Origin of the sequence: Paucidesulfovibrio longus DSM 6739, from assembly GCF_000420485.1 — a bacterium.
Taxonomy (GTDB): domain Bacteria; phylum Desulfobacterota; class Desulfovibrionia; order Desulfovibrionales; family Desulfovibrionaceae; genus Paucidesulfovibrio; species Paucidesulfovibrio longus.
This window is the reverse complement of record NZ_ATVA01000013.1, coordinates 363,372-383,382: the sequence shown is the minus strand read 5'-3', so window position 1 is coordinate 383,382 and position 20,011 is coordinate 363,372. Positions and strand designations below refer to the sequence as shown.

At 62.5% G+C, this 20,011-nt stretch carries 22 protein-coding genes and 1 riboswitch; of the genes, 11 read left to right on the top strand and 11 right to left on the bottom strand.

What is annotated here, in order from left to right:
* Nucleotides 1-10: 10 nt before the first annotated feature.
* The 11 genes from G452_RS0108925 to G452_RS21680 form a co-directional block, all read right to left on the bottom strand.
* On the bottom strand, nucleotides 11-589 hold the full coding sequence (locus G452_RS0108925; RefSeq protein WP_022661913.1) for an electron transport complex protein RnfA: 579 nt from the start codon (nucleotides 587-589) through the stop codon (nucleotides 11-13).
* 3 nt (nucleotides 590-592) lie between these two features.
* Nucleotides 593-1,267, bottom strand: coding sequence for an electron transport complex subunit RsxE (gene rsxE, locus G452_RS0108920; RefSeq protein ID WP_022661912.1), 675 nt, complete (start codon nucleotides 1,265-1,267; stop codon nucleotides 593-595).
* A gap of 10 nt (nucleotides 1,268-1,277) precedes the next feature.
* Entirely contained in the window at nucleotides 1,278-1,871 is a 594-nt protein-coding gene (gene rnfG / locus G452_RS0108915; RefSeq protein ID WP_022661911.1) for an RnfABCDGE type electron transport complex subunit G, read from the bottom strand.
* Nucleotides 1,871-2,830, bottom strand: coding sequence for an RnfABCDGE type electron transport complex subunit D (locus G452_RS0108910; RefSeq protein WP_022661910.1), 960 nt, complete (start codon nucleotides 2,828-2,830; stop codon nucleotides 1,871-1,873). The genes rnfG and G452_RS0108910 overlap by 1 nt, the downstream gene beginning before the upstream one ends.
* Nucleotides 2,831-4,024, bottom strand: a complete 1,194-nt coding sequence (locus G452_RS18720) for a 4Fe-4S dicluster domain-containing protein (protein WP_155887616.1) — start codon at nucleotides 4,022-4,024, stop codon at nucleotides 2,831-2,833.
* Nucleotides 4,025-4,029: 5 nt separating this feature from the next.
* Nucleotides 4,030-4,806, bottom strand: coding sequence for a cytochrome c3 family protein (locus G452_RS0108900; protein WP_022661908.1), 777 nt, complete (start codon nucleotides 4,804-4,806; stop codon nucleotides 4,030-4,032).
* An 88-nt stretch (nucleotides 4,807-4,894) separates the two neighbouring features.
* Nucleotides 4,895-5,827, bottom strand: coding sequence for an NAD(P)/FAD-dependent oxidoreductase (locus G452_RS18715; RefSeq protein WP_022661907.1), 933 nt, complete (start codon nucleotides 5,825-5,827; stop codon nucleotides 4,895-4,897).
* A 90-nt stretch (nucleotides 5,828-5,917) separates the two neighbouring features.
* Complete coding sequence (locus G452_RS0108890; RefSeq protein WP_022661906.1) at nucleotides 5,918-6,700, bottom strand: sterol desaturase family protein; 783 nt, start codon at nucleotides 6,698-6,700, stop codon at nucleotides 5,918-5,920.
* Between the two features lie 3 nt (nucleotides 6,701-6,703).
* On the bottom strand, nucleotides 6,704-7,801 hold the full coding sequence (locus tag G452_RS0108885; RefSeq protein WP_022661905.1) for a tetratricopeptide repeat protein: 1,098 nt from the start codon (nucleotides 7,799-7,801) through the stop codon (nucleotides 6,704-6,706).
* Between the two features lie 59 nt (nucleotides 7,802-7,860).
* Nucleotides 7,861-8,667: an HD domain-containing protein gene (locus G452_RS18710; protein ID WP_022661904.1), complete on the bottom strand. Its 807-nt coding sequence runs from the start codon at nucleotides 8,665-8,667 to the stop codon at nucleotides 7,861-7,863.
* Nucleotides 8,664-8,987, bottom strand: coding sequence for an SHOCT domain-containing protein (locus tag G452_RS21680; RefSeq protein ID WP_022661903.1), 324 nt, complete (start codon nucleotides 8,985-8,987; stop codon nucleotides 8,664-8,666). Before G452_RS21680 ends, G452_RS18710 begins: the two co-directional genes overlap by 4 nt.
* A 145-nt stretch (nucleotides 8,988-9,132) precedes the next feature.
* Between G452_RS21680 and G452_RS20560 the strand changes: the two genes are divergently transcribed.
* The 11 genes from G452_RS20560 to lpxC all read left to right on the top strand — a co-directional run bounded on the left by G452_RS20560 (nucleotide 9,133) and on the right by lpxC (nucleotide 19,965).
* On the top strand, nucleotides 9,133-9,966 hold the full coding sequence (locus G452_RS20560; RefSeq protein WP_022661902.1) for a TIM44-like domain-containing protein: 834 nt from the start codon (nucleotides 9,133-9,135) through the stop codon (nucleotides 9,964-9,966).
* A 12-nt stretch (nucleotides 9,967-9,978) separates the two neighbouring features.
* Complete coding sequence (locus tag G452_RS0108865) at nucleotides 9,979-10,701, top strand: class I SAM-dependent methyltransferase (RefSeq protein WP_022661901.1); 723 nt, start codon at nucleotides 9,979-9,981, stop codon at nucleotides 10,699-10,701.
* Nucleotides 10,702-12,432, top strand: a complete 1,731-nt coding sequence (locus tag G452_RS0108860) for a YcaO-like family protein (protein ID WP_022661900.1) — start codon at nucleotides 10,702-10,704, stop codon at nucleotides 12,430-12,432. It begins immediately after the preceding gene.
* Nucleotides 12,433-12,608: 176 nt separating this feature from the next.
* Nucleotides 12,609-12,926 (top strand): TusE/DsrC/DsvC family sulfur relay protein, encoded by a 318-nt coding sequence (locus G452_RS0108855; RefSeq protein ID WP_022661899.1) that lies wholly within the window; start codon nucleotides 12,609-12,611, stop codon nucleotides 12,924-12,926.
* 186 nt (nucleotides 12,927-13,112) lie between these two features.
* A complete protein-coding gene (locus G452_RS0108850; protein ID WP_022661898.1) occupies nucleotides 13,113-13,949 on the top strand; it encodes a mechanosensitive ion channel family protein in 837 nt (278 codons plus the stop codon).
* Between the two features lie 89 nt (nucleotides 13,950-14,038).
* A riboswitch (TPP riboswitch) is annotated at nucleotides 14,039-14,138 on the top strand.
* Nucleotides 14,139-14,194: 56 nt separating this feature from the next.
* Entirely contained in the window at nucleotides 14,195-15,385 is a 1,191-nt protein-coding gene (gene cytX / locus G452_RS0108845; protein ID WP_022661897.1) for a putative hydroxymethylpyrimidine transporter CytX, read from the top strand.
* A 90-nt stretch (nucleotides 15,386-15,475) separates the two neighbouring features.
* On the top strand, nucleotides 15,476-15,694 hold the full coding sequence (gene rpmE / locus G452_RS0108840) for a 50S ribosomal protein L31 (RefSeq protein ID WP_022661896.1): 219 nt from the start codon (nucleotides 15,476-15,478) through the stop codon (nucleotides 15,692-15,694).
* A 167-nt stretch (nucleotides 15,695-15,861) separates the two neighbouring features.
* The gene (locus G452_RS0108835) at nucleotides 15,862-16,824 is read left to right on the top strand and encodes a DUF1385 domain-containing protein (protein ID WP_027189130.1); all 963 of its coding nucleotides are present in this window, start codon (nucleotides 15,862-15,864) and stop codon (nucleotides 16,822-16,824) included.
* The gene (gene prfA / locus G452_RS0108830) at nucleotides 16,825-17,895 is read left to right on the top strand and encodes a peptide chain release factor 1 (RefSeq protein ID WP_022661894.1); all 1,071 of its coding nucleotides are present in this window, start codon (nucleotides 16,825-16,827) and stop codon (nucleotides 17,893-17,895) included. It abuts the gene before it with no gap.
* Nucleotides 17,896-18,018: 123 nt separating this feature from the next.
* Nucleotides 18,019-18,885 (top strand): peptide chain release factor N(5)-glutamine methyltransferase, encoded by an 867-nt coding sequence (gene prmC, locus G452_RS0108825; protein ID WP_022661893.1) that lies wholly within the window; start codon nucleotides 18,019-18,021, stop codon nucleotides 18,883-18,885.
* 159 nt (nucleotides 18,886-19,044) lie between these two features.
* A complete protein-coding gene (gene lpxC / locus G452_RS0108820) occupies nucleotides 19,045-19,965 on the top strand; it encodes a UDP-3-O-acyl-N-acetylglucosamine deacetylase (RefSeq protein WP_022661892.1) in 921 nt (306 codons plus the stop codon).
* Nucleotides 19,966-20,011 lie beyond the last annotated feature (46 nt).

Sequence of the window (20,011 nt, the reverse complement as noted above, 5' to 3'; positions counted from 1 at the left end):
GTGCTCTCCTTTAGGAGATCATGCCCTTGAAGGCGAAGAAGGCCAGGGACATCAGTCCGGCCAGAATCAGCGCGATGGGCGTGCCTTTGAGCGCGCGGGGCACGCGGACCAGGTCGAGCCGCTCTCGGATGCCGGAAAGCAGCACCAGCGCCAGGGCGAAGCCCACGCCGGAGGCGAAGGCGAAGATCACTGACTTGGCGAAACCGAATTCGTTGCGCTGGACGATGAGGGCGATGCCGAGCACGGCGCAGTTGGTGGTGATCAGCGGCAGGAAGATGCCCAGAGAGCGATAGAGCGGGGGCAGCGCTTTTTTCAGGAACATCTCCACGAACTGCACGAGGGAGGCGATGACCAGGATGAAGGCGATGGTCTGGAGGTATTCGAGTCCCGTGGGAACGAGCAGGTATTCCTGCACCGCCCAGGTGATGGCCGTGGAGAGCGTGCCCACGAACACGACCGCCGCGCCCATGCCGGACGCAACGCCGATGCTCTTGGACGTGCCGATGAATGGGCAGTTGCCCAGGTATTGCGCCAGGACGATGTTGTTGACGAAGATGGCCGCGAGAACCAGGAGGACGTATTCCTGCATGGCTTAGTTCCCCGATCCTTTGCAGAGCCCGCAGGAGCCGCATTCGTGCACGGGGTTGCTCTTGGGAGCGAGCCCCTGGCGGCGGCGTTGCAGGTTGCTGAAGTAGTTCATCGCCCCCAGGAGCAGTCCGAGGCAGACGAAGGCGCCCGGAGCTTCGATCATGAAGCTGAAGGGCTTGTAGCCCGCGGGCATGACCGCGTGCCCGAAGATCGTTCCGTATCCGAATACCTCCCGCAGCGAACCCAGGAAGGTCAGGGACATGGTGAATCCGATTCCCATGCCCAGGCCGTCGGCCACGGAGAGGTGGGGCGGGTTCTTGGAGGCGAACGCCTCTGCACGGCCCAGGATGATGCAGTTGACCACGATGAGGGAAACGAAGATGCCGAGCTGCTGGTAGAGCGGGTAGGCGAAGGCCTGCATGAACAGCTCCACGGCCACCACCAGCGAGGCCGCGATGACGATGTAGCAGGCGATGCGCACCTTGGGGGGAATGATCTTGCGCAGCAGGGAGACGAGCAGGTTGGACAGCGCCAGCACGAAGACCACTGCCAGTCCCATGCCCAGGCCGCCGTCCGCGGTCTTGGTGACGGCCAGGGTCGGGCAGAGGCCGAGTACCAGCCGGAAGGGCGGCAGTTCCTTCCAAAGTCCCTTGGCGAATTCCTTCCAGAGTCTGATCATGCTGCCCCCGTTATTGCGCGCCGGTCGTGAAGGCCGTGATGAACTGGTCCTTCAGGGCCGTGTAGACGTTCAAGGCCTGATCCACGGCGAACATGGCCGCAGTGGAGGATATGGTGGCTCCGGAAACAGCGTCGATGTCGCCGCCCTGGGAGCGCAGGGCCAGATTTTCCAGGCCGTGGCCCCGGAATTGGCCGGTGAAGCCGTGCTTGGCCACGCGCGCGCCGATGCCCGGCGTCTCCTTGAGCGTGGTCATGCTGATGCCGGCCACGGATCCCGGCTCGAAGGTGAAGCCGATCATCACTCCGAGATCTCCTCCGTAGCCTTGCCCCGTGGATTCGAAGGCGACGCCGATCAGCTTGCCGTCCTTGCGTGCGGGGAAGACCGTGACCTTCTTGTCCGAACCTGGCACGTCGAACTGCTTGCGTTCCTTGACCGGGTCGTTGTCGAAGTCGGTGAAGACGGCTTTTATGGACGGGCCTTGCACAAAGGTGAGCACCTGTTCTTCGATCAGGGGCGCGGTGAACTGCTTGATGCTCGCCAGCGAAAGCCCGGACAGGCCGCAGATCAAGGAGAGGACGACCACCATTTTCATGATTTCGCGCATCAGATCGCCTCCTTGCCGTACCCGAACGGTTTGGGCCGGATGCGGTCGAGCAGAGGGGCCACCAGGTTGGCGAGAAGCACGGCAAAAGCCGCTCCGTCGGGATAGACGCCCCAGACCCGGATGATCACCAGCAGACTGCCCGCGAAAAGCCCGAAAAGGGCTGAGGGAATCGGATAGGCGGGCGAGGAGGAGTTGTCCGTGGCCAGGAAGAAGGCGGCGAAGACCGTGGAACCGGCGAAAAGGTGGAAGAGCGGCGGAGCGTACTCTTCCGGATACGGAAAGTGGAAACAGGCCGCCGTAAGCAGGACGCCAATGATAAAGCCGACGGGAATGAGCGGTTTGATCCTGCCGCGCAGCAGCAGCCAGAAACCGCCGAGCAGAAGCGGCAGAACCTGGGTCGCGCCGAGCCCTCCGATCTGCTGGCCTGCCAACGCTTCCGTCAGGGGGAAGTCCTCCACGGCCAGGTAGCCGAAATGCTTGAGCTGGTGCAAAGGAGCCATGAAGTTGAAGCCGAGCAGGTTCAGCTCCGTATCCATGAGTTCCGGCCAGGATAGCATCAGCACTGCCCAGCCGATGCACGGAGCGCACAGGGGGCTGCCGCCCAAGCCGCCGAAGATGGCCTTGCCGAGCACGATGCTTGTCGCTGCACCGGCCATGACCAGCCACCAGGGGGCGGAGGCGGGCAGCAGAAAGGCCAGGAGCAGGCCCGTGAGCAGGGCGTGCAGGTCGTCGGTCTCGTTCTCCCGCTCCATGATCCGGGTGGTCAGATATTCGAAGACCACGGCGGAGGAAGCGGCCAGGGCCATGACCCGCAGTGCGGGCAGGCCGTAATTGATCATGGCCATGAACACGGCGGGGGTCAGGGCCATGATGATTTCGAGCATCATGGTCCGCGTGGTTTGCCCGCTATGCACGTGGGGTGCGCAGGAAACGGTCAGCAACGGGGTGGGCGGTCGCATCTATTCGGCTCCCTCGGCGTCTTTGGGCGGTTCGGCGGAGACGGGCCCGCTTGCCTTGCTTCGGGCTTCATCGAGCAGACGAAGTTCGGATTTGGCGAACTGAAGGTATTGCAGCAGCGGGCGTCGGGCCGGGCAGACGTATCCGCAGATGCCGCATTCGAAACAGCTCTCCACATGGCCGAGCCTGGCGCGCTCGAAGAGCTTCGCCTCGGCGCACATGCTCAGTTCTCCCGGAAAAATACGCGCCGGGCAGCTGCGTGCGCATTGGCCGCAGTTCAGGCAGGCCGCGTCGCGCACGGGCGGGTAGGAGTCCGCGGGAATCATGAAAAGGCCGTATTCGTTTTCCGGCAGGCCGAGGTCGAGCCGGCAGAGGGCCGTTCCGCGCATGGGCCCGCCGATGACGGCGCGATCGCCGTCCGAGGGCGTTGCTCCGGCCGCGGTCAGAACGTCGCGCAGGGGGGTGCCGATGAGCGCGCGGACGTTCTTGCCCTGCACGGTGAGGAACACTTCCGTCCGGGGACGCCCCGTTTCATGGATCCTGCCCAGGGCCATAAGCTGGAAAAGATCGACCACGGTAACGTCGTCAGCGTATTCCTTTCCGGTCACGGTCTTGATTATCAGGGGGGCGAGTCCCTGCGGGTAGCGGGCCCGCACGCGGACGACCTCGCAGTTGCCGAAGGCCGAGGCATCCACTTCCGGTCCGGCCAGCGTGACCTTGGTGGGGCCGACGATGGATTTGGCGAGCTTGAGGCCCCGCGCGAGAGTGTCGCGGTAGTCCTTGAGCAGCCTTCCGGTCACGCCGATGCCGGGTTCGGGCGGAACCGCGTTGACGATCATGTGCCGTGTCGGGCGAAGCGCGGGGATGTCTATGCCGCAGCGGGAGAGCGCTTCAAGAAGCGGTTCGCCGCTGAGCGTGGAAAAATCCAGGGGGGCGACGGCCGCCTCCTGGGTCCGCGCGGCCCGCACCGTGACGAAGTCGGCGTCCACCTCCAGCACTTCGCCTGCGATGGGCGTGTGGATCCAGGCGGCCAGCGGCGCGCAGGGCTCGCCCACTGCCGCTCCCGCAGAAAGCGAGTCTCCTGCGGCGACCACCGGGGTGCGCCCCCGCAGGGGAATCCGGGCCAGCTCGGGCGGCGCGAGAATCAAGAATGCGGAGCCTGTTTCCGTCGTCAAGGTAAAATCGTTTCTGCCCATGCCCGTCACCTGATGTGGCATTTGCCGCATTCGTTTTCGCCGTAAGGGCCTTTTTTCAGCTCCTTGTGGCAGTTCATGCACTGGTCGTGGAAGGCGTTGGTGCGCGTGAGCACAAGCTCCCTGTCCGGGCTGGGAGTGCGGTGGCACTGCTGGCAGGGCGTGTACGATCCCGTGTAGCCGGTCATGTCCTTCATCTTGTGACAAGGGGCGCAACCCTTGATGCCCTTGTCGAACATGTCTTCATGGCAGGTCGCGCAGCGTTTGTGCGCGGCGTCGCGCAGGCTGGGCATGGTCTCGCTTCCGGCAAGGTCGTGGCACTGGTTGCAGTGGCCCGGCTCCGCTTCGATGTCCGTCCCGTGGTGGCAGGCCTGGCAATCCTCCGAGGCGTATTCCTTGTGGGCTTCGTGGTCGAAGGCAAGCACTCCGAATTCCGCGTGGTGGCACTTCACGCAATAGCTCTTGTCCGGGAAGGAATTGACGTGTTCGGCCACGTAGTCCTGGTCGAAGGAGGCCGGATGGCAGGAGCCGCAAGGAAGGGGTTCCGAGGAGGTTGCCGCTTGTCCCTGGCCATGCCCGGAGTCCGCCTCATGGTGGCATGTGGCGCAGGCGATCTGGTAGTTCTTGTGGTGCCGGAGGTGCGAGAAGATGACCCGGCCGCCGTTGTTCTGGAACAAGATGCGCACGGGCAGCTTCTGGGCCTTGACCGGCGTGAGGTAACCCGCAAGCGCCGCCGCGGCGAGCAGGCAGACTACAACGGTGATGGGGATGTAGCGTTTTTGCAAGATGGTGCACCTATTTGCTGATCGGCGCGCAGTATAACCACTTTCGGATGAACTCGTCCAGACCCGCGCCTGCGGCGCCGGACTCTGCCTATGCCTCCGGTTCCAGCTCCGCGTCGGTTTGCGCGGTCGTGAGCTTGCGGGCGTATGTCGCGGCCTCGATGCCCGCGACGCAGCCCTCGCCCACCGCCTTGGCGATCTGAAGCGGCGGGCCGCAGATGTCTCCGGCGGCGAACACGCCCGGAATATTCGTGCGCTGTTTTTTGTCCGTCTGGACGTACTTCATGCTTTCGTCCAGCTCCAGGCCGAGGGTGGCCGCCAGTTCCAGCACGCCCTTGGCACCGAGTTCGATGAACACGCCCGTGACGTTCAGAGTGTTGCCGTCCTTGAGGGCCAGGCCGGTCACGGCGGTTTCTCCGAGAATGGATTTGACGCTCGTGCCTTCCAGCAGGGTCACGCCGCTCTCCGCTGCCTGGGCCAGGAGCGCCGGGGCGACCTCGAAGGATTCGTTCACCAGCCAGACCTTGGAGGCGAGCTTGGAGAGCGTCACCGCGCCTCCGACCGCGGCGCTCTGGCCGCCGAGAACGGCCACGGGTTCGTTCCGGAAGAAGCCGCCGTCGCACTCCACGCAATAGCTGACGCCTTTGCCGAGCAGTTCCTTTTCCCCGGGAACCCCGAGCTTGTTGCGGGTGGTGCCGGTGGCCAGGATCAAAGATCGAGCGGTGAAGCTCGTTCCGCTCTCGATGGTCAGCACGAAGTGCTTGCCTTCGGGAACGATGGAAAGCACGTCTTCCTCAATGATTTCCGTGCCGAAATTCTCCGCCTGCATCTTTCCCGTTTCCAGCATTTCCTCGCCCGTGACGCGGAACTGGCAGCAGAAGTTTTCCACGTGGGCCCAGTAAAGGCTGCTCTTGTGCATCCGGCCGAGCATGAGCACTGCGGCTTTCTTGCGGGAGGCGTGGATGGCCGCCTGGATTCCGGCGGGGCCGGAGCCGAGGATGATCACGTCATAAATTTTATTCATAGGTGCTCCTGGAAAAGCTGTGGTGAAGCGGGCGGCTGCCCATTGTAAGCCCGCGCGGGAAAAAAGCAAGCGTGCGCTCCATGCCCGCAATTAAAGGAACGGGAGCAGCAGGAGCCGGTCGATTCTGGAGAACGACGGGGACCGAAAGATATTCAGCCCGATTTCCATTCCGAGTTGTCCCTTGTCCGGGTGCGGCTTGTAGGTCGCGAAGATGCGGTCCCACCAGGGCACGCTGAATCCGAAGTTGCGGTTCGATTCGCGCATGTCCGTGGAATGGTGGACGCGATGCATGTCCGGGGTGATCAGCAGCAGACGCAGGAGCCTGTCGGCGCGGGGGGGCAGCGCGAGATTGGCGTGGTTGAACATGGCGCAGCCGTTGAGCAGCAGCTCGAAGACCAGCACCGAGACGGCGGAGGCCCCCAGAAGAACCACGAGCAGCATCTTGAAGATCAACGACGCCAGCAGTTCGATGGGATGGAAGCGCAGTCCGGAGCTGGCGTCCAGGTCCAGATCGGAGTGGTGCATGCGGTGCACGCGCCAGAGCGGCCGGAAGCGGTGAAAGGCACGGTGTTGCCAGTAGATGGCCGCATCGAGGAACAGGACGGCCATGACTCCCTCCACAAGAGGGGGCAGCGGCAGCGCGTGGAACAGGCCGACTCCCTGCTGGGCGCTCCAGAGCGCGGCCCCGACAGGGGCCATGGGCAGAAGCAGGCGCGCCAGCAGGGCCGCCGAAGCGACCATGCCGAGATTGCCGGGCCAGCGCCGGAGCCGGGGAAGCTTGCGCGGGCGGCGCGGAAACGCCGCCTCCAGTGCGGACATGAGCACGAAAACGCCGAAAAAGGCTCCGAGTCTGATCCAGACTTCGTTCTGCAAGGCTCAGATGTCCTTCTGCGCTTTGGGGGTCGCGCTTTTGGACTTGCGCGGCTTGCCGTCCTCGGGCCGCCAGGCGCGGTTGAAGAGCCGCATGTAGAGCTTTTCCGCCTCCGGAAAATCGCTGTTCAGGGACAGGGCCGAGTCGAGCCATTTTCCGGAACTCTCGATCTCGCCCATGTAGTAATGGGCCTTGCCGAGGTTGAAATGGATGTTCTCGTCCTTGGGCGTGATCTGAAGGGCCTGCTTGTAGGCGTGAATGGCCCCTGCGTAGTCCCCCTGCTTGCGCAGGTTCACGCCGAGGGTATTGTAGGGGTTCGGGGAATCGCTCTGGTACTTGAGAACCTCGATGAAGGTCTGCTTGGCTTCTTCCAGGCGGTCGAACTGTGCGTAGATCTCGGATGCCTTTTGCATGTAGAGGCGGTAGTTTTCCTTGTCCCCCTTGCCCTTGTAGGCCTCTGCCAGCCCCTTGTAGGCTTCCGCGAAAAGGTCGTTGATGCGCAGGGCCTTTTTGAAGGCCACGATGGCCTTGCCGTAGCGTTCTTCGGTCAGGAAGCGATAGCCCATGTCGTAGTAGTGCTGGGCCTCGTCCTGGATGGAGAGGATTTCCTCGAAGGTCTCGATGGCTTCGTCGAAGTTGCCCGCGCTGACCATGTCCTTGGCTTCGTCGAGCTGCATGTCCTCGATTTCTGGGTAGTGCACGAGCTGCTTGGCCATGACCAGGTAGCGCTCGAGGGTTTCCGGAGCGTAGGGCCGCAGCACGTAGCCGATGCAGCCGGCAGCGATGGCGTCGAGCACATGGCTTTTCTGGTTCTCAAGGGTGACCATGACCACGGGAAGCATCTTCAGGCGCATGTTTCGTCGCAGTATGTTCACGAATTTCACGCCGGGCATGTCCGTGAGGGTGTTGTCGCAGAGAATCAGATCGACGGGGTGGGTGCCGACATAGTCCACGGCCTCGGCTCCGGAGCGCAGGATGCGCATGGTCTGGGGAGCGAATGCGGACATGGATTCCTGGTCGCGGCGGGCGTGCACGTCCACATCCGTGAGGATGAGGACATGCTGGAAGTAGCGGAAAACGCGGCTTTCTCTTTTCAGCGCCATGCCACTGGTCCAGGGTTGAAATCTGACAGCATGACCGGAATCTACCTTTGCGCCGCGTGTTAATCAAGGGCGGAGACGCATCGGAGGGAAACGTCGTTCACGGCGAGCTCTCCGAGGATCTTCCGGCGCAGCGTGCGCATGGACTCGTCGTCCGGCAATGCCGCGAACAGGGTTTTGAGGTAGCCGCGCTCGACGTAGAGCCGCATGCTTGTGGGAAAATTCAGGTCGTAGAGCCAGCCGAGAACCAGCAGCCGGAAATCGTGCGCCCAGCGCATTTCTTCATATTTTGCGGATTCCCCGGCCAGCACCTGTTCGTAGATCGAGCGGGTGTAGTTCGTGGGGTGCGACTTGATGCCGAGGGTGACGACGCTGCTGCCTTCGGCACTGGCGTCGAGATGTTCCAGCACCACGGGAACGATGTCCAGCTTGTCGCTGTCGCGCACGACCTTGACCACGGTGGACAGCGGTTCGCGCAGGTTCGGGGGCAGGGTGCGGACGTTGTGCAGGAAAACGGCGCCCAGCACGGTGCGGCGTGCGTCGTTGGGCAGCCCTTCGAGCAGGTTCGTCGAGAGCAGGGCGCGTATGCCCAGGCGGGCGTGGTTTTCGGTGCTGGGATCGTGGAAGCTTCGGTAGCGCTGATACTGAACGAAGCGGCCCGTGTCGTGGAACAAGGCCGAGGTCAGCGCGGCTTCCGCAGCGGGCGCGGGAATCGCCTCTTCCTTCACGATGCGCCGGGCCAGTTCATAGACCCGCAGGCTGTGCCGGAGCTTCAGCTCGATGTGAAAATCGTTGTCCGCGTCTCCGTTGAAAAAGTCTGCGACATACGCGCGGAAACGTTGCTCGAAATCCGCATGGGAAACGTTCATGAGTTTTCGATGTGTCGCTTTTTCCGGCGGTATTGTCTTTCGGACCATTCGCCCCGGCGGTATTCCGCTTCCAGTTCCGCCAATTCCTGGCGGCGCAGTTCTTCGGCCTCGCGGTCCAATTCCTTGTCGCGGAAAAACCCGTTCGGTCCGAACTGAATCCTCAGAAAAATGGCGATGACAGCGAAGATGGCGAGCATGAAGCCGATGCGGGCGATCATGGGCAGCCATTTTTCCCCGTATCCGCTGGAGAAGGGCCAGAATTCCCAACCGTTGGGAACGGCGCTGGCCTGGGAAAGGAAGTGCAATGGGGTCAGATCCATGGGTGCTCCTTGCTGTGTGCAGCCTTCACCCATAATGTGCGCGGCGGCGCATGGCAAGTGGCGAAACCGTCTGGAACTGGACAGTCGGGCCGTCATTCCGTATCGTCCGTCCCGTTCAATCAACCCCCGAACCTGGGAGCTGACCATGGGAAAGACGTGGTTGCCGGCGATTTTCGCTCTGGTCGCGTTGTTGTGGCTTTGCGCGCCCGCGCCCTCCTCGGCGTGGAGTCTGGCCCCCGAGCACGGCTCGGGCGGCGCTTTCGCCGCGCAGCAAAGCGACGGCGGCCTTCCTGACAATCAGGTCGCCCCGGAACGGGAAACGCACTCGTCCCGCGGGTTCGGCATGCAGATCATCCCCTTGATCCTGATCATTCCCCTGGGGTGGCTTTTCTTCCGGAGCATTGCCCGCAGGGGGCGCGACCAGGACGAAGAGGGGCGCCCGGATTCCCCGTCCGGGCCGGATGTCCACACGCGCGATGAGGATCCGCAGAATCTGCAGGAAGCCTACCGCCGCGCCCGCGCCCAGTGGGAGTGGATGACCTCCGAGCCGACCGCCGGACCGAAGAGTGTCGAAAAGCCTTCCGGCGTCGAGCCGGGCGGCTTCGACAAGGCGGAGTTCTTGCGGGGGGCCAAGCTGGTCTATTCCCGGTTGACGGAAGCCTTCGACAAGCTGGATGTGGAAGCCGCCGCGCCCTTTGCGGGCGAGGCCGTTCTCGAAGGACTGCGGGCCAGGACCGCTTCGGGCGCGCGTCCGGCCAGCACGGAGATCGTGCTTGTCGAGGCGGAACTTCTCGAACATGCAAAAAAAGAAGATTCGGAAGAGGCGGTCGTGCTCTACGATGCGCTGGTGCGGCGCGGCCCGGATGCGGCCGAACCCGAACAGCTGAAGCAGGTCTGGCGGTTTTCGCGCGATCCGCGCGACCCGTCCTCCATGTGGCGGCTGGAGCGCATGGAGCCTTACAGCGACCCCGTTTCCTGACGAGGAGCAATCTTGACGAAACCTCCCTTTGATCCCAACGCCTCGTTGGAAGAGCTGCTGGCCAAGGCGCGGGCGCGCTTCGGCGAGCTGGTTTTCGACCAGGTGGAAATCGGCGGAGCCCCCTTGGATATCCTCCAGGTCAAGGACATGCCCGCCTACATCGACAAGCTGCTGGCCCGTGCGGGCGCCGGGAAAAAGGTGGATCTGCCGCTCTGGGCCAAGGTCTGGCCCACCAACGTGGTGCTCTCCATGTTTCTCGGCAAATATCCCTTTCCGCAGGATTTCGAGTTCCTGGAGATCGGTGCGGGCGTGGGGCTGGCCGGACTTGTTCTGGCCCGGCGCGGCTATGCCGTGACCATCACGGACATCGAGCCGGACGCGCTCCTGTTCAGCCGCATCAATGCCTTGCGCAACGGGCTGGCCGACAAGGTGGACATCCGCATCGCGGACTTCACCAAGGACCGCCTCGGCAGACGCTACGACGTCATTCTCGGCTGCGAGATTCTCTTTCGGAAATCCTTTTTCGAGCCTCTGGGCCTGTTCCTGGGCGAGCATCTTTCGGACCGTGCTGAGGCCGAGATCGTGCTGGGCTCGGACGGGGCTCGGCAGGGCTTGGATTTTTTCAAGAAGGCTGCCGAAACATATGCAATGATGCGCAAGGACGTGGAGTATGCCGACATGGAGTGCGACGAGCAGAAGACAGCCTGCCTCTATCGGCTTCGGAGGAAGCAGTAGATGTTCGTGCTGAAGAGCTGCCCCAAGTCCTACGTGGTGGACCAGGACAAGGCCGTTTCCCCGCGGGAGACGATCGAACGCGTCAAGGCCCGGCTGGACCGGGAATTTCAGGGCGTCCTGGAGGAAATCGACCGGGTGGACACGGGGCGTCTCGGTATTCCCGTGTTCGTCAGCCGCTGCGGTCCCCGCGCCAGGGCGATCATGCCCACCCGCAAGCAGATGGGCAAAGGCGCTTCGCCGGAGCAGGCCGAAGCCTCGGCTCTCATGGAACTGGTGGAGCGGTTCAGCTTCTTCAATTTTTGGAATACTCCCGACCGATTCGAGGAATTGACCTGGAGCGAGGCCGAGGAACGCTGGGGCGATATGCTCATGCCCTTGTCCGAAGTGCTCCGCTCCGTGGAAGACGGCCTCTGCGAGGAGGACGCCCGCAGCGTGCTCGATCTGGTGCGCTGGCGTTTTCACCCAGCCTTGCATGTCGCCGCGGGCAAAACGGTGATGGTGCCTCTGGACTGGTTCAAGAAGCTCAATGAGTTCAACGGATCGTCCGCCGGGAACACCTATGAGGAATCCATCCTCCAGGGAGCCTGCGAGCTGGTGGAGCGGCACGTCTGCGCCGTCATCGACAAGGATCGGCGTCAGACGCCGACCATCGACCCCGCGAGTTCCGACGATCCGGTTTTTCAACGCCTGATCGGCTGCTTTGACAACTGCGGAGTGCGCGTGCTGCTCAAGGATTTCAGCATGGGCCTTCCCGTGCCCACCGTGGCCGCGGTGGCCTGGGATCCCAAGTCCTTTCCCGGCATGAGCGAGATCGTGTTCACGGCGGGCACCTCTTCCTCTCCGGTCAAGGCCGCTGTGCGCGCCCTGACCGAAGTGGCCCAGCTCGCCGGGGATTTCGAAACGGGGCGCGTGTACGAGGCTTCCGGACTGCCCAAGTTCACCAGCCTGAGCCAGCTGGACTGGTTGCGGCAGGGGCCGACGGTTCCGATGGACGCGCTGCCCAGCGTGGAGCGGGACGACATCCTGGACGAGCTGCTGGCGCTGGCGCGCGGCCTGGAGCGCGAGGGATATCGGCTTTACAGCGTGGACACGGCCATTCCCGGACTGGAAGCGGCCGCCAACTACAGCTTTGTGCCGGGGTTCGATTTTCGCGAGCGTGCGGCGCGGCGCAGCCTGGGGCTTTTCGTGGGGCGGATGCTCGCGGAGGACGCGCCCATGCCCGAAGCCGCCATCGGCCTTGAAATTCTTTCGGACATCTACCCGGATGCTTATTTCCTGCCGTTCTTCAAAGGCTTGCTGGCCCTGAGGCTGGACGACGCTGAAGAAGCCGCACGGCTTTTCGCCATGGCGGAGACGCTTCAGCCCGCCGCCGAGGAGCAGGCTCTGGCCGCGTTTTACCATGCCTACGCTCTCAGCCGCCTGGACCGCTGGGATGAAGTGGAGCCCGCGCTGGACCGGGCCGCCGAACTGGACGCGGAGATCAAGGAAGTCTTCAACCTGCGCGGCGTGGCCCGTTTCAAGGCCGGTCGATACGAAGAGGCCGCCAGGGATTTCAGCGCGGCCCTGGACATCGACAGCGGCTCGGCCGCGGATCTGGCCAACCTGGGCCTCTGCCACAAGTTCATGGGCAACAGCTCCGCAGCGGTCGATTATCTCGGCACCGCCCTGGGCATGGACCCGTCCCTGGAATGGGCCAAACCGCATCTGGAAGAGCTGCTGGGCGGAGAGTAGTCGAGCTTTGCCGTTCGGAGTATTGACATCTTGAGCCTGGGCATTTATTCCAATGATTGAACCGTATGGTCGACAAGCGACGGATCGTCGCTGATCGGATATGGAACAGCCCCGGACTTCGTTGCCGGGTGCGGAGTTGGCGCCGAAAGGCATTCAACCAACCAGGAGGAAAGAATATGGCTACTGTTGAATTCAAGGGCAAATCCTTTGAGGTCGATGAGGACGGTTTCCTGCAGAGCTTCGATACTTGGAACCCGGATTGGGTCGAGTACGTCAAGGAGCAGGAAGGCATCGCCGAGATTTCTCCCGACCACCAGAAGGTCATCGAGTTCCTGCAGGACTACTACAAGAAAAACGGCATCGCCCCGATGGTGCGCATCCTCTCCAAGGTCACCGGCTTCAAGCTGAAGCAGATCTACGAGCTGTTCCCGTCCGGCCCCGGCAAGGGAGCCTGTAAGATGGCCGGCCTGCCCAAGCCCACCGGCTGCGTGTAATTCGCGCGACCAGAAAATTCTAAGGCGGAAGCTGCGGCTTCCGCCTTTTTTTTGCGCCGTTGCATTTGCCTGTTCCCCGGTGCGCGTAATGTGTGCTAGAAAAAATCGTCTCGCATTGCTCTTCGGGAGTGGTTTGGACCGTAGTACCGTCGTTGCGCATTGTTCAACCCAAATGGAGGATCGTTGATGGCTGGTTTTGATATTGCTGGCACCGTGCAGAGCATGCTGCATATGCTGTCGCTTTGGATCGGGGAATACGGGATTCGGCTGGTCGTGGCCCTGGTCATCTTCTATGTCGGCCTCGTGATTTCCCGCAAGGTCGCCGCACTGGTCGGACGGATCATGTCGAAGGCCAAGGTGGACGACACGTTGATCTGCTTCACCCGCAACATGATTCACTACATGCTTCTGACCGTGGTCGGCATAGCCGCTCTCGGACAACTCGGCATCAACGTGACCTCCTTCCTGGCCGTACTCGGCGCCGCAGGCCTGGCCGTCGGCCTCGCGCTCAAGGATTCCCTGTCCAACTTCGCCTCCGGCGTCATGCTGATCCTCTTCCGCTTTTTCCGCGTCGGGGACTATGTCACCGTCGCCGGCACGTCCGGCACGGTGAAGGCCGTGAACCTCTTCAACACCGAACTGGCCACGCCGGACAACCAGAAGGTCTACGTGCCCAACTCCAGCATCACGGGCGGCGTCATCGTCAACGTCACCGCCAACGACACGCGGCGCATCGACCTGGTCGTGGGCATCGGTTACGGCGACAAGATCTCCCAGGCCCAGGGCATTCTGGAGCGACTGGTCGCCGCGGATTCCCGCATCCTGGAGACTCCCGCGCCCACTGTGGCGGTTTCGGAGCTGGCCGACAGCAGCGTGAACTTCGTGGTCCGTCCCTGGGTCGCCACGGGCGACTACTGGGCCGTGCGTTTCGACCTGATCAGGGCCATCAAGGAAACGTTCGACGAAGAAGGCGTTTCCATCCCCTTCCCGCAGCAGGACGTGCATCTTTTCAACGAAAAGTAGTGCTTCCCCGCGCCGAATCCGGGCCGGGCGCGTCTCGAACGGCGCGTCCGGCCCGCTTGCTCATGCAGGAGCGATCTGCTAGGCAAAACAACAGCCGATAGGGGTGCTTCGGTCGGACCGAAGCTGAGATCACACCCTTCGAACGTGAAGCAGTTCGCACTGCCGTACGGAATTTGGCGCAGATAATCTTTGCACCTCGTTTCGCGCAGTGCCCCTGGAATACCTTCTCCAAAGGGGCTTTTTACGTGTCCAAACAACAGCTTTCCTTTGCCAATCTCTTCTTTCTCTGGTTCGGCGCGGCCGTGTCCGTGGCCGAAATCCTCACGGGCGGGCTGCTGGCCGACCTCGGCCTTGAGCGGGCCATGTGGGCCAACGTTCTGGGGCATCTCGCCGGAACCTCGCTGCTCGTGCTGGCGGGCTGGATCGGGTTTCGCGAGCGCCTGCCCGCGATCATGTCCACGCGCATCTCGTTCGGCCGCCAGGGATCCTGGCTCATTTCCGGCATCAACGTCCTCCAGCTTCTGGGCTGGACCGCATGGATGGTGCTGCTCGGCGGCGGCGCCTTGAACAGTCTGACCACGCAGCTGTGGGGATTCGATCATCAGGCGGCGCTCTCCGCCGTGGTCGGGGCGTGCATCGCCTTCTGGGTCTTTCTCGGCGTGCGCGGCTTCAAGTGGCTGAACATGGTCGCGGTGAGCCTGCTGCTGGTGCTCACGGTCGTTCTCAGCTGGGTGCTCCTGAACCGTCCGGGAGCGCTGTCGGGCGGGGCCGGGCCGGGCGAATTCCATTTCGGCTTTGAAATGGCCATCATCATGCCCCTGTCCTGGTTCCCGCTCATCGCCGACTATACTTCCATGTCCCGGTCGCGCACGGCTTCCTGGCTGGCGCCGCTTCTGGGATATCTCTTCGGCAGTTGCTGGATGTACGGCATCGGCATTCTTGGCGCGCTGCATTCCGGCAGCTTCGACCCCGCACGGATGATGCTCGCGGCCAATCTCGGTCTGGCCGCCCTGGCGGTCATCGGCCTGTCCACGATCACGACCACGTTTCTTGACGTCTATTCCGCCGCGGTTTCCACCCTGAACGTCTTCCCGAAACTGGACCGCCGCTGGACCTCCGTGTTCTTCGCCGCCGTGGGAACGGTTTTGGCCATGTTCGTGCCCATCACGGAATATGAATGGTTTCTCTACCTGCTCGGCTCGATTTTCGCACCGCTTATCGCCGTGCTGCTGACGGATTACTTCATCTTGCGCACGGATCGGCGCGATTCCGACTGGGATCCCGCCGCGACCTTGAGCCTTGCGCTCGGCGTCGCGCTGTATTATCAGCTGAAGCCCTACGGACTCGTGGTCGGTCCAACCCTGATCACGATTCTGGGCACTTGTCTGCTGCACTTGACGGTGCGCGGCCTGGCCAAGACGTTTTTCAGGGTATAAAAATGTTGGAGCATGCCGAATGTCCCTTGCCAAACGGGCGACATGCGGATATATAGCTCTGCTTCACGCAATCAATGACAGGAGACCGTCATGAAACAGGATATCCATCCCAAGCTTTACAAGGCCAAGATCACTTGCCACTGCGGTTACGAAGCCGAGATTCTTACCACCAAGGGCGAGAAGCTTGAGCTTGAAATCTGCTCCCAGTGCCACCCCTTCTACACCGGAAAGCAGCGCTTTGTGGACACCGCTGGCCGCATCGACCGCTTCCGCAAGAAGTACGCGCAGTTCGGGCAGGAAAAGAATTAGCCTTCTTCTTCGGCCTCGGCCGCAAGAAATGCCTCTATTGGGCTTACCCAATGGAGGTTTTCTTGTTTGTCCGAAAAGTGGGGAGGCCCCATGCGGCGCGCTTTACTTTTCCGGGGCAGACATTATCCTCGGTGGGTGGCTGAACGTCTTTCCACAGTGAGGTTCCCGTGAATTTGACTCGTCTTCTCTGCGCTGCGCCGAAAATCTCGGTGGGCGGACAGGCCGTAATCGAGGGCGTCATGATGCGCGCCCGCGACCGTCTCGCCATCGCTGTCCGGCGGCCCGACGGAGAGATCAAGGTCGAGCTGCGGCCCTGGTTCTCGCTGACCGACCATCCCTGGTTGAAAAAGCCGTTCGTGCGCGGCTTTCCCGTGCTGCTGGAAACCATGGTCAACGGCATCAAGGCGTTGAACTGGTCGGCCAACGAGGCCCTGCTGGAAGAAGACGAGGAGACGGGCGAGGAGTCGAGCGGACTTTCCACCTGGCATCTCGTGCTCACCCTCGGTGCTGCGCTGGCCTTCGCCCTGGGGCTTTTCGTGGTCCTGCCGCACTTCTTCTCCATCGTCATGGAATGGTGGGGGCTCGGCGGAGATGTGGACGCGCTTTCGTTCCATGCCTGGGACGGCCTGTTCAAGATGATCATGTTCATCGGCTACATCCTGGCGATCTCCTATATGCCCGATATCCGGCGCGTATTTCAATATCATGGGGCGGAACACAAGACCATCTGGACCTTCGAGAGCGGCGCGGAATTGACCCCGGAGAGCGCACGCGGCTACAGCCGTCTGCATCCCCGTTGCGGCACGGCCTTCCTGCTCTTCGTCCTGGCTCTGTCCATCATCCTTTTTGCCGTGCTCGTTCCCTTGCTGCTGCGAATCTGGTCGCCGCAGGTCTTTCTGCTCAAGCATCTCTACATCGTGGGGCTCAAGCTGGTGCTGATGATTCCCGTCAGCTCCCTTTCCTACGAATTGATTCGTTTTTCCGGAAAGTTCCACAAGAATTTCATGTGCCGCATGCTCTGCTGGCCCGGCCTGCTGCTTCAGGGGCTGACCACCAAGGAGCCGGACGACGCACAGATCGAGGTAGCCATTGCGGCCCTGCAATGCGCCATATCCGAGGAGGGCGCCTAAATGTTCGCAAGATTGGATGAGACCGAGGTCGCATTCGAAGAGCTGGAAAAACAGCTCGCCGACCCCGCCATTTTCAACGACCAGGAACGCTATCGCAAGGTCACCAAGGCGCACAGCGAACTGGGCGAGATCGTGAACGTCTATCGAGAGTACAAGGCGGTTTCGCAGAATCTCGCGGACAACAAGGAATTGGCCCGGGACAAGGATCCTGAAATTCGGGAAATGGCCCATGCCGAGATTCCGGAATTAGAGGAACGAGTGGAAGAGCTTGCCGAAAAGCTCAAGATTCTGCTGCTTCCGACCGACCCCATGGATGAAAAGAACATCATCCTCGAAATCCGCGCCGGAACGGGCGGCGACGAAGCCGCGCTTTTCGCCGCGGACCTGTTTCGGATGTATTGCCGCTATGCCGAAGAAAAGCGCTGGAAGGTCGAGCTGGTCGATGAGCATGAGACCGGCACCGGCGGCTTCAAGGAAGTCATCGCCAGCATCGCGGGCGACCGCGTCTACAGCCATCTGAAATACGAATCCGGAACGCACCGGGTGCAGCGCGTTCCGGCCACGGAATCCCAGGGCCGCATTCATACCTCCGCCGTGACCGTGGCCATCATGCCCGAGGCCGAGGAAGTGGACGTGGAGCTTCGGCCCGAAGAGATCCGCGTGGACGTGTACCGCTCCTCCGGCCCCGGCGGCCAGTCCGTGAACACGACGGACTCGGCCATCCGCGTCACCCACCTGCCCACGGGACTGGTGGTCATCTGCCAGGACGAGAAATCGCAGCACAAGAACAAGGCCAAGGCGCTGAAAGTGCTCCGATCCCGTCTGCTGCAAATGGAGCAGGACAAGGCCAAGGCCGAGCAGGATGCGAATCGCCGTTCCCAGGTCGGTTCGGGCGACCGCTCCGAACGCATCCGGACCTACAATTTTCCCCAGGGCCGCGTCTCGGATCACCGCATCAACCTGACCCTCTACAAGCTGGATCAGGTCATGGAAGGGGATCTCGACGACTTCGTGGACGCGCTTTCGGCCCATTATCAGGCCGAGGCCCTGAAAAGCCACGACGGTTCCTAGCCTCACGCCTCGACGCCCTGAGACGCCGGGGCAAAAGGGAAAACGTCCGGTGCGGGAACGTCTGAACACGTTCCACCGGACGTTTTTCGCGTCCGGAAGACAAGATTTTGCCAGGAGCGGACCATGACCTTGCGCGACAGCCTGCTGGCGGCGGAGCGCCGCCTTTCAGACGCGGGAGTCGATTCTCCCGGCCTTTCCGCGCGCCTGCTGGCGGGAAGGGCCCTCAATCTTTCCGCCGTGCAGGTGCTCACCGAAAGTCGGAGGCTTGTGAACGACGCCGAAGCCGCGCTTTTCGCTTCCCTGATAGCGCGCCGCGAGCGCGGGGAACCCGTCGCGTACATTCTCGGCGAGCGGGAGTTTTACGGATTGTCGTTCCAGGTGGGGCCGGGCGTCCTTATTCCCCGGCCCGAAACCGAATTGCTGGTGGACGAGGCCCGCAAACGCTTTGACGAAACCAGGCCGCTTCGTTTCATGGATTTGGGCACGGGCTCAGGCGTCCTGGCCGTGACGCTGGCCCATGTCTTTCCGCTCGCGCGCGGCTGGGCGGTGGACCTTTCCCCGGCCGCCCTGGACGCGGCGCGGAACAACGCGCGGCGGCTCGGCGCGCAGGAGCGGATAGAGTTCGTTTCGGGGGATTTCACCGCGCCCCTTCCGGCTGCGGACCTGGATCTGGTCGTGGCCAACCCTCCCTATGTCACCTGGGACGAGTACGGCGAACTCAGCCGCGAGGTCGCTGATTTCGAACCGCGCTCGGCCCTGGTCAGCGGCGGCGAGCAGGGCGACGGTCTGGACCATCTCCGAGGTCTGGCTCCCCGCGCGGCCGAGGCGCTGCGTCCGGGAGGAACGCTTCTGGTCGAGATCGGCTGGCGGCAGGGGGAAACCGGCGCGGCGATCCTGGGCGACCCCGCGCTGGAGCTCTGCGACGTTTGCGTGATGCAGGATCTGGCCGGACTCGACCGCATCTTGGCCGCACGCAAGCGTCCTTGCTAGTGGTGCGAATGTCCCTTTCGTGTGGCATCCTTGCGACGATTGGTGAAAAAGACACAGTTCCGGTGCGTGTGGCGTTTCTGAAATGTCCATTTATACTAATCGTTTGAGAGCTGATGAAAGCCTGGTATTTTTCTTGCTTTAAGGGGCGCAGGAGGAGACATGCTACAGACCACCATTCGCACCACCACCCGCTGCACCGGAATCGGTCTCCATAGCGGCAAGCAAGTCGGTTTGACCCTTCGTCCCGCCACCGAGGACACGGGCATTCTTTTTTCCGTGCGCAACGGGGCGGGCTCCGCTTTCCTGACGCCGACGCCGGAACTGGTCGTCAGCACCGGATTGGCCACCACCCTGGGCAACGGCTCCGAATCCGTCTCCACCGTCGAGCACCTCATGGCCGCCGTCCGCGGCATGGGCATCGACAACATCCTCATCGACGTGGACGGACGCGAGCTTCCGATCATGGACGGCAGCGCCGCTCCTTTCGTCTACCTCCTCAAGCAGGCCGGACTCCGCACGCTGAACAAGCCCCGCAAGGCCCTGGCCGTGAAAAAAGCCGTGACCTTCGAGAAGGACGGCAAGTACGTCAAGGCCATGCCCTACGACGGCCTGATCATCGACTACACCATCGAATTCGCGCATCCCGTCATCGGGCGTCAGCGCCTGGAAGTGGAAATCACTCCCGAATGCTTCGCCGCCGAAGTGGCCAAAGCCAGAACCTTCGGGTTCCTGCGCGAGGTGGAGTACCTGCACGCCAACGGGCTCGCCCTGGGCGGTTCCCTGGACAACGCCGTGGTCCTGGACGAATACGCGGTGCTCAACTCCGAGGGCCTGCGCTACGAGGACGAGTTCGTTCGCCACAAGCTGCTCGATTTCATCGGCGACATCGCCGTGCTCAACCGTCCGCTGCTCGGTCGCTTCGAAGTCTTCGCCTCCGGCCATGAACTCAACAACATGTTCCTGCGCCACCTCGTGGCCAACGCTTCGGAATGCCTGGAAGAGGTCGTGGGGGTGCTCCCCGTTCCCAAACGGGAAGAAGTGGAACTCGACATGCTCGAGCCCATGGCCGTTCCTGCCTGATTGCTTCCGCTGGCTTTCGACTGAGCAGAAAACCCCGCTACGGCGG